Genomic DNA, 14,779 nt, shown 5'->3' on the forward strand with positions numbered 1-14,779 from the left:
CTTTGAATCCGATGAAAGAAAAGTTGCGAACTGATTCGATTAAATAACTAATCAATTAAAAGAGCTATATACGACAACTATCTTGACAAACACCGCTTCCGTCAACGCTTATTATGTTGTGTAGTGCTTATTTTGAGTGAGTGTATAGGTCTCATAAAATTATGTCTTGTCAGTAATAAAATACTTTGTTATGATAAGGTCAAATTAATAGAAACTGATGGGAATACCCCACTGAAAACATGACTTCACGCTTTGCGTGAACCTTGTCGTGTTTTCAGTGGGGTTTTTTCGCGTTTATGTGAAAACTCTATAATTTGACGGAGGTGAAATGAATGAAAGCTTGGAAACGTATGACCGGTGCACTGGCTGCTTTTATAACATTTGTATTTGTAATGGGCCAAAATGCGGTTGAAGCAGCAAACGTCAAAGATGCATTAGGAAAATCCGGTATAAAAAACACTGGAAATATGGATGGCATATACGGTGATTTGAATGGTGTCGTGTATTTTGTAATGGCACTCGGAGGTTTTTGGATTGTTGGAATGCTCGTTTGGGGCGGGATGACATTAGCTGGTAGTGGTGGTAATCCACAGAAACGAACAGAAGGTTTCTTGAAATTGGCATTGGTATTAGTTGGAGCATATGTAATTTTCAAGGCATATGATATAGCTGGCTGGGCGACAGGTCTAGGCGGCGGTTGATGATTTTATTTATGGTGAGTTTCATCTTGTTATAAATCTGCTGAAAGCACCTTCTTATTTTGAGAGAAGGTGCTTTTTTATAAAAGGCATGCGAAGGAGAATCATTATGAGAAACGCAAAAGTCCCCATTGATATGTCATCCGAACAGAAGGAAATCTTAGGCGTACTATCAAAACGACAACTAACGTATTTGGTTGTAGGCGCCATCATCCTATACGCATACGTCCCTGTAGTATTTAAATTACTATCCGGAGCAGGATGGATTATCGCCGCCATCACCGCAATGTGTTCGGCAATTCCCACTGCCGCCATCATCTTGTTTTTAGGATTTGTCAAAGTCGAAGAGTTCAATATGAACCGGGATTACTATTACTGGATAAAGGTACAAAGGAAAACACAATATGGGTCATGGCGTAAGGGGTCATAGAAGAGGGGAGATTTTCCGTTGAAAGACATTCTATTTTTAGTAGTTGCAGGCTTAGTTATTTATATATTAGGAAGGGTTATTTTGAAAGAACCCATTTTACCTTGGGGAAAGAAGAACAAAATAATGGACACTCAACCAATAGGTAAGGTTAACAGTAAGCGAAAAAGTAAAGGGAAAAACAATACTGAGAATCCTTTGGATGAAATTGAAGCTGCACCGTTTCGTGAATTGTTTAGTCACGTTCATAAAATTGAAAACCATATGATTCGGCACAAAGACAACACTTTTACAATGATGGCAGAGGTTGAACCGGTCAACTACTTCTTGTTGGATCAAGATGAGCAAGAAGGTATTGATGCAACTTTCGAAACATGGCTGTCACAACTCAACTATTCAATCCGCATTTACATGCAAAACCGATTTGTGGATTTAACAATTCCAATAAAAGAAATTCAAGATGTCATGACCCTAGAAGACGATCTTCACCCCCTTGCCCTCCAGTTCGGACAGAACATGATTAGCGATTTGAAAAGATGGCAAAGTGAACAACCACGTTATGAAACTAAAACCTTTTTAATTTTTGACTTACAGGTAGATACCAGAGACATCAAAGCAGATGATGCTGAAGAATTGGAAGTAAAGATAATCGATAAAGCATTTAGTGAACTGAATCGCCGCGTAAATACCGCAAAAGGGCAACTTCGAAAAGCAGATATGAATGTACAAATGCTGGCTACCGATGGAATCAGTGAAGTATTGTACTACGGTTTCAATCGACGAAAAGCAAAGGTCAATCATTATAGGGACATCGAGGAACATGAACAATTGGCGCTTTACACTACTGCAGACCAATCCGCCTCACAAATCATGCGGGTGAAAGGGGAAATTGAGGATGTTCAAAAAGAAGTCCAAAACGAAAATGAGCAAGCAGGTTGAGAATATATCCGAAACCAATACCGAAGAGAATCTGAATCAATTGGATATGAAGCCTGATTTATGGGATGTAATCTCACCAGAGGGGATAGGGATTTCTGAGATATCCGATGACTACGGAATAATTAAACAGTCTTTAGGGAGTAAAACTTATTTTCGACCATGGTACATACCTCGTGACGGATACCCCCGAAAGATGCAAACGAACTGGCTTTATGCCTTAACTTCTAGTGGTGAAGCAGATGTCATGTTCGATATTCATAAACTACCTAAAAATGATGCTATTCGTATGTTACAAAAACAAAACACGATCGTTAAATCGAATCTAGCCTTTCAAACTAAGCGAGGGAATCAGGATTCCATTATGGATAACCAAACAAAAATTATGGATACAGAGATTTTGATGGAAGAAATACAATTTAGTGAAAATGATTTATATCACGTCTCTGTTACCGGTGCATTGTACGCTGAGTCAGAAAGAGAATTGGATAAATATAGTGAATACATTGAAGATGAAATGGGTTCAAAGTTCTTTAAAATCACTTCAACTTGGGGACGCGTGAAAAAGGGTTTACGTTCCATTACACCTCTTGCATTCAATGAAATCAAGGATTCCCTACGAAACGTTGACCGGCGTTCTTTAACAACTTTTGCACCCTTTATATCGGGGAGTGGAAAGTTTAATGGCGGTATTCCAATAGGTCGCAATAAAATCACTGGCCAAAAAGAGTTTTACAATGCGTTCGGTACATATGAAGTGAGACCAGAGAATTACAATATGGCTATCTTTGGCGTATCAGGGTCCGGTAAATCCTTAGCCATGAAATTACTACTTGCACGTGAAACTACAGGTCTTGCTGTGTACTCTCGTTTGATCGATGTCGAGGGCGAATTCGTCCGAATAGTAAAACGGTTAGGCGGAGTGAGTCTTAATTTATCTGAGGAAAGTAATATTAGAATAAACCCACTTGCCATTAACGTCACTAGTATCCCGTTAGAGGATGACGATGAAGAAATGGAGTTGCTAGATAGTACGGACGAACGTGAAATCGTCGAAAAAAACGGAAAAAAATACGTATCTTTCGTACCGCTTCGTGAAAAGGTGAATGAAGTCATTGATTTTTTTGATATCATCTGCAGAGGTAAAAATCAGGAAGAGGACGGGATTTCGGTATTTGAACGCAATTATGTTGAAGAGACAATTAAATATTTGTATACGGATCCAAAAGCTGGTTTTAACTATTCGACAAATCCTGGTTCCCTTTATGAACACAAGGTAAAGCAAGTAGACGGAAAGATTGTTCAATCCAGGGTCCGAAAACCAGAACCAACACTTAGTGATGTATACGATTATTTGATGGAACATTTTAAAATGGAATACAATGCAGAACGTTTACTGGCAGCGATCCGACCTTTCCTAAAAGACGGCTCAAAGCCCATATTTGACGGTCAAACGTATTTAGGCGAAGACCAAATCGTTGATTTGCATTCGGCACGATTAGTTAACTTCAATATCTCTCAAATGGAAGAAGGCTTTCTTCGTCCAATTGCCTATCACGTAATCTTGAATTACGTTTGGGAGTATTTTATTAAAAACGTCGATAATGCGCAAATTAAAAAAATTGTTTACGCTGACGAGTTTTGGACACTCGTTGATAATGATCAAACTGTTTCCTTTGCGGAGAAGGTAGCTCGTCGAGCACGAAAACGAAATGCTGGATTGCGAATAGCTTCTCAGGACTTTGTACGAATTTTGGAATCTAAGAAGGCAAGAGGGGTCTTGCAAAATACACATGCATTCTTCTTCCTAAAACAAAACAAAATCGATTTGAAGGCAATTGAAGAAAATTTTGACCTATCTAAAGGCGAAATAAATATACTTTTCCAAAATCCCGATAAAGGGGAAGGAATAATGCGTGTTGGACGTTCGAGCGTTTGGCTACAAACAGATCCAACAAAAGAAGAAATCGACTTTATTGAAAGTAACGCTGCTGTATTAGAAGAATCTCGGAAACGGAAAAAGTTCAGTCAACAGTCCTACCTTTAAGGAAAGGAGGGAGAACATTTGGGTCTTGTTGCTGATAAGTTACTAGCAATATTTGAATCAATTATACAATGGGCATTTGATAGTTTTATAGAACCATTTTTAGGGTTGGCATTGCTGAAAGATTTGGTATTCGGTAAAACCAATGAAGGGAATTTGGTTTGGGGTACGTTTCATTCCTCGGACTTAACAAACGGTCTTGGTCCTTTGTTTTATTCTATGGCAGTTTTATCCGGTTTTGTCCTTGTCGCTCTCATTGCGGTTTATGGAATGCGCATTGCTGGATCACCTCTAAATCCTAGCCGGAGGAACGAAAGTATAGAGTTCATAAAAGACCTTATATTCGTAGGGCTCATTTTAATGAATCTACCAACACTTTATGACTTACTATTTACAATGAATTCGGCGGTAGTCAATTTGTTTGATGGTTCATACGAAAGTAATCTCGATTCACTTCGCAAAGAAAAGACTGGAGAAATCTCAGGGGTTGTCGGCCACATCTTTATTCAATTAGTCATGCTTGGATTATCATTGTGGGCAAATTTCTATTATTTAATGAGAAAAGTAACACTCATTATTCTAATGGCAATGGGACCACTCATGTTGGCATTCTGGTTATCCCCCCGTTTCAAAACAATGACTGGGGCATGGTTTAGAGAATTAGTAGGTTCAATTTTTGTGCAGTCGATTCATGCATTTGTCTTTTGGACCGTAGCCGTAATGTCTGCAACTACTGGCGGTTTTATTGAGACTGTGATGGTTTATGTTATTTTCATTCCAATCTCTGAATCAGTCCGTCGTCTCTTTAACATGGGTGGCGAAATGCAAGGTAATTTGTCTAAGGCCGGTGCAATGATGGGGATGGCAGGACTTGCAGGGATGTATGGCTCAATGAAAGGTGCTCTCGGTGATAAGAGTGTTATGGGAGCAATTCAGGGTGCATATCAAGGAGCGAAAGGACAAAAAGGGAAAGGTGGTATGGGTGAAAGCGTAGGAGAAACAAATGCTGGCGATGACTTAAAGAGGACACTTGGTGCCTCCCCTGGTGGAGATACTGGTTCAACACCTCGTGCAGAAAAAATGCTTCGAGCAGGCGACATTGTTGGACGAATGGGTAAAGCGACTATCGGCATGGCAGGAGCTATTTCCGGTTCAGGTCTAGGTCCTGTTGGAGCTATGGCAGGAGCATCAGGAGGATTTGCTGCTGGTGGTGTCGTTGGTGGTTTAACAGGCCGTGCGGGTTCTGCTGCTATTCAAGGCATCAATTCTAGACTGAGTAAAGGGTTAGAAGGTGCGAAAAACTTCAAGAGTAACAAGTCTCGCGACTTCGACAATGAACTGGCCAACGAAGTGGCTGATCGGGAAACCGCAAGTTGGGCCGACCAAAATCAAGAATCTCAGATGAACAGTTTAAGAGAACGTTTCCCGGATGTATCAGAGTCTGAAATAGATAAGAAGTTTAATGACATTAAAGCCGAAAAGCGCGCTGGATTTTATGACGGTGCAAAAACAAATTTACAGTCGGCTAAAATGTTCGGCGAAGGTAAAGCTAGTGGCGGTTCTATGGTCGAAGCATCCTCTCGCGCTATGGCAAATCAGTGGGGTAAGGAAAATGAAGACGCATTCCTTGCTGATTACGATAAGACTGAACCAAGAAAAGATGGGGAATCAGTCCAAAGTTTTAACACGCGCAGACAAAGTGCTTTCAATGACAAGAAATCGGACATGCAAAATAAGTTTTCCGCAGCCGGCGAACAATATGTGGCTGCTAACGCAACAGATCGACAAGAACCCATTTCAAAAGCAGGTTTTCTACAACATATGACTCAGGCCGCCCAGGATTTTGTTGGAAATGAACCGACGAGTTCTTTGGCAAGCGCGGGTTCAAATGCTATCAGTCATTTACAAGGTGCAAATATGTTTGATAGCAAAGGGAAACCAAATGTACCGTTCCTGGCAGGTGGGATGGCACATACTAAAACGGTTCAAATGGAAGATGCATTTGTAGCAGGTCAAGCGGCAAAAGGAATTAATCCTGTCGTTGCACGTCAAGATTGGCATGAAAATCATAAAAACCAAGCCCACGGTGAAAATTTAAAAATGTATCAAGGGAGTATTGATCAAGCAAGCAATAACAGCTTCGGAGCATTTAAGGCAGGCAGCGCCGCCCATACGGTTGCAATTGGAACCGGGCAAGTGGGAGCTTTCGCATCAAGTGCACTTGGCATTACAGGTGGTTACCAAGCGATAAAAGGCGGTTTACAAATTGCTTCGGAGGCATCACGTACTGCAGTTGCAACAAACTTCTCATTACAGGATGAAAGTAAAAGTGGTATTGCAAATGTAGTTAATGCAGCAATTCCATCGGCAAAAGCAGGATGGTCCACTGCGACTACACAACTAGCCGAAAGGCAGGGCGGAGCAGTCGCCGCACAGACGGATTATCAGGATGGTGTCGGTTACGGGACTGGTATCTTATTTGGTACAGCTGGATATCAAACAGCTCGAAAAATGGCGGCAAAATTTACGCCATACAGCCAATCTCTTCAGTCGGCTATACATTCGCCTGGTGAAGTCGTTCAAATGGCGCAAACGACAACAGACAACAACGGGAACGTTCAAATTGCCCAGGGAGCAATCCGTCAGGTCACGACAGCTCAAGAGTCATATATCGAAGTCACGACAAAAGGCGGAGAGAAACAAATTGTATCTCGCAAAGGTGCAGGCCACAGTGGTATGCGTTCAGGGGATGTTGTCTATCAAGACTTAACTATGGATGGTGAGAAATTAGCTGCAAGTTCATCTTCAACCTATCGTCTAGATAGTGCCGGCGGACGTGCACCATCTTCTGTTCAAATAAACAACGATCCAAGTACTCTATTGGGGAATTCCCGTGTAGGAAATACACACAAGTCTGTTAAATCTCAGCAGGCTCCGGTTTATAACCAGGCGGTTGATAGTGGTCAGTTCTATACGCATGATCTCGCAGAACAAGGTTTTGAAAATGTACAAGTTATTGTGGATAAAGATAAACAATTTATGACTGGGCAAAAAGAGGGCGTAACCTACCGTGTATCAAAAGTATTCTCGGGAGATTCGCGTTTGCAGAGTTCGGAATCCATTCAAATTCCAGTAGAAGTAACGAACTCAGGGGTCAAGCCAAAATATAGTGGTACATCACGGGTAGCCGTCGATTCCAGTAAAGTAACGAATGGTTCCACAACACAAGAATCATATCCATACTACTCTACGAAGAGTACGCAAGGTTTGATTGATAACTTGGATGATTTACTACCATCGAAACACTCGGAACGGGCTAATCGGTCTGTAGACCAACGTAGAGCATTGGACACTGTACGCAGAAAACAAGGATTGTTGGGGTGATATGAATAATGCCCAATATTCCCGAAGAACAACAAAACCAAGAGAATCTGATACAGAAACAGACAAAGAAACTCGCCAAAGATAAAGCTATAAAAGTTGCGAAGAAGGTTGGGAAAGCGGCTGTTAAAGCGGCCGCAAAAGTCACCCTCGCCGCCGGAAAAACCCTCATTGGGCTATTAGCAGGTATAGGTACACCCTATCTACTTGCAATAGGTGGAATAATCGTTAGTGTGTTTTTAATCTACATTGCAACGGCATTCTTTTTCGGTGGGGATCCCGGCGAATTAGATGATGAAGCGCAAGCTATACAAAAGTACATTATCGAAGCGGCAGATAACACGGTAGATATGTCAAGAGATGGGCAATTGCCATACAGGGTGCCACACGAATTACTGATTGCCACAATGCAGGTATTCGACTCTGGTCCTGTCGAGACAAAAAAAGCAATAACAGAGTTAGCTAATGCCTTGCGTCCCATCTTTACGTATGAAACGCGTGAGGGAACGACAGAAATAATATCATCTTCGTGCGTTGGGGATATTTGTTCTTCACATACCACTTACTCTAAGTTCACTGTTGAGTTTTTAGTAGGGGTAAATGCGTGGGATAAGACTATGACTGCAGAAATTCTTAGTGAGAAGACCCCATGGGAAACATCTTCTAGTAGTGGGACGACAGAAGATGGAGAAACGACGTCTTCTTCCGTGTCAAGTCAGTCAGACTTTTTTTGGTCAGAAGAAACAATACTGGGAGACTATACCCTTTTTGAAAGTAACCTATCGAATGAACCATTTGACTACGGTCTCGAAAGTAAACTAGCAGTTGAAGCAATATATGAAGTAACGGGCGGAGAAATATATTATACCGAATGGCTGAATGGAAACTCTCTAGTCGGATTTGACGGTACAATAATTCCAGGAGAAGGGGTTCCGTTAGAATACATGCCTTACTACTTGGAAGCTGAAAAGAAATATGGTGTTGATTGGTTTTACATTGCAGCCATTCATTTTATAGAGACCGCTTTCTCTACACATCCAACGATGAACTCCAGCGTTGGCGCAGAAGGGCATATGCAGTTTATGCCTTGTACGTGGTTAGGATGGAGCTTTCCCGGTTGTAAAGGCGGCCTGGGCGGCACTAGTATACCTAATGCTGTCAAAATTGATCCAGTTTCCATCAAAAAGTATGGTGGCTACGGTGTTGATGCAGACGGAGATGGAAAAGCAGATCCATGGAACATTAAGGATGCCATTTATACCGCCACAAAATATTTAAGTAATAGTGGGTTTTCAACAAATATTGATAAAGCGATTCGCGCTTACAATCATTCAGACACCTATGTAGCAAAGGTCAAAAAGAAAGCCGAGGAATATAAATCTTCCTCTCAATATATACCTGGGGAGGGTTCAATTCCGACTGTTAGCTCGGGTTCATTTATGAGACCAGCAACCGGAAGGTTTTCCTCTCCCTACGGTCCAAGAAGTTTAGGTGGGAAAACCTATCACTATGGCATTGATATCGCCGACTCAGCTGGTACACCTATTGTTGCAGCAGCTGACGGGGTTGTTGTGAAAATCCATTCAGGGTGTCCACAACAAGGGCATCTAGGTAGTAAGTGTGGCGGTGGCTGGGGAAATCATGTACGTATACAGCACAATGTACAAGGAAAGATATATGAGGCTGTTTATGCACATTTCAGTAAAACAGCTGTTTCAAATGGGCAACCAGTAAAACAAGGACAGTTAATTGGGTCTATGGGAAAATCTGGACGGGTGACCGGTCTCCATTTACATTTCGAATTATACAATGGGCCGCGAAATGGCTACACCAATGTTCTCAATCCAGCGCAGTACATTCCATTATAAGGGGGTATCATGAATGCATATAAATAAAAAAAGGAAAATCGGTTTATTGATACTCCTGGTACTGATAATTCTCGCTTTATTTTTCATTTGGGATGTCAAAGCTCCCGAAAAAAAAGCAAATATGACTCCAATAATCGAAGTGAAAATAGATAACAGGAAAATCAAAGATCTTGCCAAAACAGAAGATGTGTACCTAAAAGTAGATACATTCATAAGAGAAAGAGTAACAGAACGGGACATATTCTTGGAATTTGATTTAGAGGGCCCAGAACATGAACATCGTACCGTTGAAGAGTTACGAGAAGAACTTTTTAAAATGTTCTACGCGGCCATCAAAACCCGAAACATGGATTATTTCACTAGTGTTATTTCGGGCGATTCCATCCAGGACATATGGGATGGGGAGTTAAACATAGAAAAAAGAATTGATAAGATGGAAAAACTATTGGAAGGTATCAGTAGATCAGGAAAACTCGAAACCATTAACTATCAATTCGAGAAAGATAAGTACGGTTTAATAATAGACAAAGGAACCCTATATTTGGATTATGAAGATGATGTCTACGTACAGATTCCTTTCGAAATAGAGTTAATTGGAGAAGATGACCATCGTTACTATCGGTTCGTCAATTCAATGTTAGAAATGGAACAGCTAATCCTTCAAAACATTAAATAACGTAAAGGCAAACACAGCCCCCATCAGTCTTTAACTGTTGGGGGCTGTGTTTGTGATCGTACTGTTCACCATTTCAATTCATTTTTATGGTCTAATACTCTCAACATCCCTTCTAATCTATCTTTACGTTCCAGCTGGTCTTGAATCTTGCCAAAATAATTCACATCATTTTTCTTTTGTAAATTGTTATAGAACTCAATACTTTCAATTGTTCCTTCTAGTAATTTCTCTAATCCGGAAGAAATTAATGTCCATTCATTAACATCTTGAATTTCTATTTTCGCTTTCTCAAGGCTGTTAAATTCATTACGCTTTACAAATAATTTCATTTACATCGTTCCTTCCTATTACATCAAATACGCTATAGTTTATTTGTTGTAAACTTCGTACTTCATCTGATTCCATGACCCAAACCTTCGAATAATGGTCATATATGCTGGTACACGTTCAGATTCCGACAATGACTTCCATTCGGTCTGAGTAGGTGGGGAATTAGGAAAGTGTTCTAATATCTTGGCCCTGATCTTTTCAGTTGTCCAAGTAAAAGTGATGCCAATGTGTTTATTCAAATCTTCTGAACCTAATCGTTCCATAAAAATAATGTGTTTAGGTAGCTGGTTCTTTTCCGCAAATGAATCCCACATGGTTGCACTTGTATAATGCTGTTTGTATTTTTCCAGAATGTCGTATAAAACTTCTTTACTATACTTTAAAGGTCGAGATTGTTCATTTAAGTCCAACGACAATAGTTCTTTAAACTTATTCCATGTCCCAAAATACGAAATAATCGTTTGAGAATGCGGTAAATCATGTGCCTTGCTGTATTCGTTCCAATTTCGGATGCTTGTAATTTGATCTTTGTGTTTTTTACCTAGTGTTAATAGTTCAGCATTCGTATACTTTTTTCTCAATTTTGCCTTACCTCACTTTAGACCGGTTCTGCGAACCAATTAATTGCCCAAACCTTACCCGACTCCGCAAAGCGTACAAGATTTTCACGAACATCTAGTGCATAAATAGGGTAGAACGTATCCGTGTAAGGAATATTTTGCACAGCTTTATTAAAATGATCCTCTGCTGCAAAAGGAACACCTGGAGGATAAGCAATCGGAATTAAGTACAACAAAAGATGGGCGATCCGATTACGTTCATATAGGTCATCACGTTGTGCTATTACATGAAATAATGTAGTGATATCATCATTCTTAATCTGATAATTATACATGGTTTTTGTGTTTTTCATAATTAATATTGCATCAATTGTTACATGAGGTTCGATTTTTAGTTTGTTTTTATCCCAGGTAAAATCAATAGGTAGCGCAGGAACGAAAAAACCCTCGCTTGGCCGATCTCCAACATCAACAAAAAAACCTTTAACGTTATATGTCGGATATTTAGAAATAGCTTCTTTTAATTCCTGCTGATTTTGACCTGCCGCCTCTGAAACAAATTCAGGCAACGGATTAGGAAATAAAACATACCATTGCTCGTCGAATTCATCATACGCGATAAGCCAGTTACGGTCAGTTTTTATCGATGCAACAGCCCGATTTAAATGTAGTTTAGCATCTACTGTATTGAAATACGGCTCTTTCGTTTTATCGCGAAATACCTGCTTTTTGTATAGGAGAAACATTCTAAGTGAGTTGGGCTCTTCTAGATATCTCTTTAGTAACGGTTTCAGATTTGGATCGCGTTTATATGTGTTTCGCATTGAAGCTTGCCCTTCTGCAGAGGAATAATAGCGGTATTGGGTAATGCTGAAAAAGACTACAATTATCGGAAAGAATATGACGAATAGGGCAGTACCCACCAACTTCTTACCCCTCTCACTACTTCCAGCAACCATTAGCAAGCAACCCACTACTGTAAGAAGAAAAGCGACTAACGCAAAGACAAGACTTAGAAAGAATATAACTGCTAATACATTGATTACGGTCATGATGGAAAGATCACTTATTAAGCCGATTCGTTCCGCAAAATTTACGAATCCTAGTTTGTTGAATAAGGGATAGAAGATTGAATCCCATTTCCAAACCATAAAAATGACTAGAACTAAACCAACTAATCCAGCAAGACCTAATTCCTTCTGTCGATCGTGTTGTTGTTTAGCTCCAAGTAACCAAAGAAAATCGGTAAACATTGCAATCCCTCCACCTCGTTTACACCATAATTTGTATAACGTTATACGTTAAATATAGACGATTTGAATTAGGAAGTCAACAAAACCATATTCGTCGATGGGGAAATGATATAATTAAAAAAATTGTAAAATAAACTGGGAACACCCCACAAAGAGAGCACGTTCGTTAGCCGAGCGTAACTTTTTGTGGGGTGTTTTTAGGGGGAAATGTCCTTTACCGTTGCCAGCAGCTCAGCGTCAGTTTTGCTTATTAATAATCTCTATTTGCTGCATCATGTAAAGAGTTCCATTAACGGTGATATGTTTAAGGATATACTTAGTGGTTAATAGTAGGGAAAATCTTTTATCCATTAGGCGAGTATATGTTCGGAACATTTGCGTAGCAGTAGTCGCATTCTTTATTAAAATGTGCATCTATCATGCTGATTTACTTTTCTTAAATGTGTTGTCTGTTTTAGCCGCAATATCCGCAATTAACAGCGCTTTTAGCCATTCCCAAATTTCATTTTTTCTTTTTTAGTATGTTCCATTTAAATTGCCTCCTGGCTTCTATTTTAAAGGGTGATATCCATTATTGTATCCTATATATCCCATTTCTTTTAGTTATAAAAAAAAGATACGCTACATGAGATCAATCCATAAAAATATTAATTCAATCGTTAACCTAGTTTCTATTTTTTTTAGACCCTCTAACAAAAGAAAGTGTGACCGTTTTTTTTCATTTGCGTCTAAGTTAATAGAAATGAGGTGAACAAATGACACACGAACACGAAAAAATAGCACATTGGTTCGATAATTACGGTGAAGCCGTAATGACTTACATACTCATCATGGTACGTGATTACCAACAAGCTGAAGATTTAACACAGGAAACATTTATAAAAGCATTTCGTAATCAGCATTCATTTGCAAATCAATCGAGTATTAAAACATGGCTTTTTTCAATTGCCCATAATACAACAAGAGATTACTTTCGAAAAAAGCACCCTTTGCAACATTATTTAGGGCTCACGCTAAAAGAAATAGACAACACAGCCCTTCCGGAACAACTTGTTGCTTTACGTTATCAGCACGAACAGTTTTATTTAACCTTGCAAAGACTAAAACCGAGCTTTCGACAAATCATTATTTTACGTAAGTTAAAAGAATTTTCAACAAAGGAAACCTCAGAAATTTTAGGCTTTACGGAAAGCAAAGTGAAGATGACATTACAGCGAGCACTAAAAGAATTTAAAGAGGAATTAATTAAAGGAGGTTTTGAATATGAAGCCATCATTCGATGAGGAACTAGCAAAAAAGTTGAAAGATTTTAATAACGAGTTTTGTATAAAAGATAATAATAAGCAAGCTTTAAAGCATCGAATTATCGGTGCAAGTAAACAATCCAAACAGCATAGTTTCACACACAAAAAGGGGTGGATAGTAGCGATAACAATGTTTACTCTGCTTATTCTTACTTCTCCTATGTATTCATCGTCTATGGCAGCATTAGCCTCAAAAATATTACCTTTAGGAATTAATTCAAGCTTCTCTGATTCCAAGGAATATCCAGATTTACATGTAGAATTAAGTAAAGTGATTACAGAGGCCGGTTATGAAATCGGATTTATTGGTACAACTTATAATCCCTATACAATCGAGGTTGGATTAAGCGTCTCAAAAGATGATTTTTCAGCTGCTAAGGATACTGTAACTCCCCAAATTGATGAGTTACTTTATAATAGCGGGATCAATGAATACAATCTAAAAATCACACATTATGCAGTATCCGATGAACTCCCAAAAAGACACAAGGAGGCTTCATCGGTAATGGATAGTGCTGGAGTGATTATTAAAAAAGTATTTTCAGCTCATGGCTATGATGATTTAGCTGAAAATTTTACACATGGATTTAAGAAAGGGCTATTTTCAAATACTTTAACGATTGATATACCTGACGATATTAAAGATGCAAAGGAAATTATTCAAGAGATTTCACAAGCAGTCGAACAACAAGAATTAGATATTCAAAAGGTAGAAGTGGAGTATTATAATGCACAACATCGTGCACAAGACTATCGTTGGGGCGCTATAGTAAGTGACATTCATGATGCGTTGGCTGGGAAATCACAATATAAAGTAACGGGTGTTAGTTATCAAGTGAAAGACGGATTATCAAAAGTATACTTAAAAAGTAAATGGACCGAAATGCCTTCTGCTGAACTTGTAACAGAAATTGAACAGGCGATTAATACTTATTTAGCTAGCCCAGATGTTGATGAACAAATCGGTAACGATGCATATTCCATTCAGTTATTAATGGGAAATAAAGAACCTATTTTAACAATCACTTCGCCATAACAAATTAAATACTTAAATTATGGAAAAAGCCTCTTTGTTATAAGAGGCTTTTTCTTCGACTGTAAAGTCATACTTAGATAACAAGGAGTGATTAACGTGGGGTTTAAAAATTTGATCTTATTTTTAGGGGCTCTAGTTGTTTTGTTTTTATCTACAATTGCGAGTTGGTATCGGTGTTTGTCAAGATAGTTGTCGTATATAGCTCTTTTAATTGATTAGTTATTTAATCGAATCAGTTCGCAACTTTTCTTTCATCGGATTCAAAG

12 protein-coding genes are annotated in these 14,779 nt (G+C 39.1%); 9 read left to right on the top strand and 3 right to left on the bottom strand.

The genetic code is table 11. The features are described from left to right. Positions 1–332 precede the first annotated feature (332 nt). The 7 genes from AC1TO6_RS20605 (at position 333) to AC1TO6_RS20635 (ending at position 10,030) form a co-directional block, all read left to right on the top strand. Positions 333–701, top strand: a complete 369-nt coding sequence (locus tag AC1TO6_RS20605) for a pilin (protein WP_482103453.1) — start codon at positions 333–335, stop codon at positions 699–701. 106 nt (positions 702–807) lie between these two features. Beyond that, positions 808–1,128 carry a PrgI family protein gene (locus AC1TO6_RS20610; RefSeq protein ID WP_482103454.1) on the top strand — a complete coding sequence of 107 codons (321 nt, stop codon included), beginning with the start codon at positions 808–810 and terminating at the stop codon, positions 1,126–1,128. 18 nt (positions 1,129–1,146) lie between these two features. After that, positions 1,147–2,064, top strand: a complete 918-nt coding sequence (locus tag AC1TO6_RS20615; RefSeq protein WP_482103455.1) for a hypothetical protein — start codon at positions 1,147–1,149, stop codon at positions 2,062–2,064. Further along, positions 2,015–4,108, top strand: a complete 2,094-nt coding sequence (locus tag AC1TO6_RS20620) for a VirB4 family type IV secretion system protein (protein WP_482103456.1) — start codon at positions 2,015–2,017, stop codon at positions 4,106–4,108. The genes AC1TO6_RS20615 and AC1TO6_RS20620 overlap by 50 nt, the downstream gene beginning before the upstream one ends. A gap of 18 nt (positions 4,109–4,126) precedes the next feature. Beyond that, entirely contained in the window at positions 4,127–7,489 is a 3,363-nt protein-coding gene (locus AC1TO6_RS20625; RefSeq protein ID WP_482103457.1) for a hypothetical protein, read from the top strand. An 8-nt stretch (positions 7,490–7,497) separates the two neighbouring features. Beyond that, positions 7,498–9,354 carry a peptidoglycan DD-metalloendopeptidase family protein gene (locus AC1TO6_RS20630; RefSeq protein WP_482103458.1) on the top strand — a complete coding sequence of 619 codons (1,857 nt, stop codon included), beginning with the start codon at positions 7,498–7,500 and terminating at the stop codon, positions 9,352–9,354. A gap of 13 nt (positions 9,355–9,367) precedes the next feature. Next, the gene (locus tag AC1TO6_RS20635) at positions 9,368–10,030 is read left to right on the top strand and encodes a hypothetical protein (protein WP_482103459.1); all 663 of its coding nucleotides are present in this window, start codon (positions 9,368–9,370) and stop codon (positions 10,028–10,030) included. Between the two features lie 65 nt (positions 10,031–10,095). On the opposite strand, the gene AC1TO6_RS20640 is transcribed toward AC1TO6_RS20635, so the two are convergent. The 3 genes from AC1TO6_RS20640 to AC1TO6_RS20650 are packed head-to-tail and all read right to left on the bottom strand — an operon-like array spanning position 10,096 to position 12,173. After that, positions 10,096–10,359, bottom strand: a complete 264-nt coding sequence (locus AC1TO6_RS20640) for a hypothetical protein (RefSeq protein WP_482103460.1) — start codon at positions 10,357–10,359, stop codon at positions 10,096–10,098. A 39-nt stretch (positions 10,360–10,398) separates the two neighbouring features. Next, entirely contained in the window at positions 10,399–10,941 is a 543-nt protein-coding gene (locus AC1TO6_RS20645) for a hypothetical protein (RefSeq protein WP_482103461.1), read from the bottom strand. Between the two features lie 17 nt (positions 10,942–10,958). Continuing rightward, entirely contained in the window at positions 10,959–12,173 is a 1,215-nt protein-coding gene (locus AC1TO6_RS20650) for an Asp23/Gls24 family envelope stress response protein (RefSeq protein WP_482103462.1), read from the bottom strand. 755 nt (positions 12,174–12,928) lie between these two features. Here AC1TO6_RS20650 and AC1TO6_RS20655 point away from each other — a divergent pair. Continuing rightward, positions 12,929–13,456: an RNA polymerase sigma factor gene (locus tag AC1TO6_RS20655; protein ID WP_482103463.1), complete on the top strand. Its 528-nt coding sequence runs from the start codon at positions 12,929–12,931 to the stop codon at positions 13,454–13,456. After that, positions 13,437–14,513, top strand: a complete 1,077-nt coding sequence (locus AC1TO6_RS20660) for a hypothetical protein (protein ID WP_482103464.1) — start codon at positions 13,437–13,439, stop codon at positions 14,511–14,513. Before AC1TO6_RS20655 ends, AC1TO6_RS20660 begins: the two co-directional genes overlap by 20 nt. Positions 14,514–14,779 lie beyond the last annotated feature (266 nt).

It is taken from the genome of Sporosarcina sp. Y352 (genome assembly GCF_056786535.1).

Excerpts from the sequence above, each read along its gene's own strand:
- AC1TO6_RS20630 (WP_482103458.1), top strand. The coding sequence starts at position 7,498 with ATGCCCAATATTCCCGAAGAACAACAAAACCAAGAGAATCTGATACAG.
- AC1TO6_RS20605 (WP_482103453.1), top strand. The coding sequence starts at position 333 with ATGAAAGCTTGGAAACGTATGACCGGTGCACTGGCTGCTTTTATAACA.
- AC1TO6_RS20660 (WP_482103464.1), top strand. The coding sequence starts at position 13,437 with ATGAAGCCATCATTCGATGAGGAACTAGCAAAAAAGTTGAAAGATTTT.
- AC1TO6_RS20650 (WP_482103462.1), bottom strand. The coding sequence starts at position 12,173 with ATGTTTACCGATTTTCTTTGGTTACTTGGAGCTAAACAACAACACGAT.
- AC1TO6_RS20610 (WP_482103454.1), top strand. The coding sequence starts at position 808 with ATGAGAAACGCAAAAGTCCCCATTGATATGTCATCCGAACAGAAGGAA.
- AC1TO6_RS20635 (WP_482103459.1), top strand. The coding sequence starts at position 9,368 with ATGCATATAAATAAAAAAAGGAAAATCGGTTTATTGATACTCCTGGTA.
- AC1TO6_RS20640 (WP_482103460.1), bottom strand. The coding sequence starts at position 10,359 with ATGAAATTATTTGTAAAGCGTAATGAATTTAACAGCCTTGAGAAAGCG.
- AC1TO6_RS20655 (WP_482103463.1), top strand. The coding sequence starts at position 12,929 with ATGACACACGAACACGAAAAAATAGCACATTGGTTCGATAATTACGGT.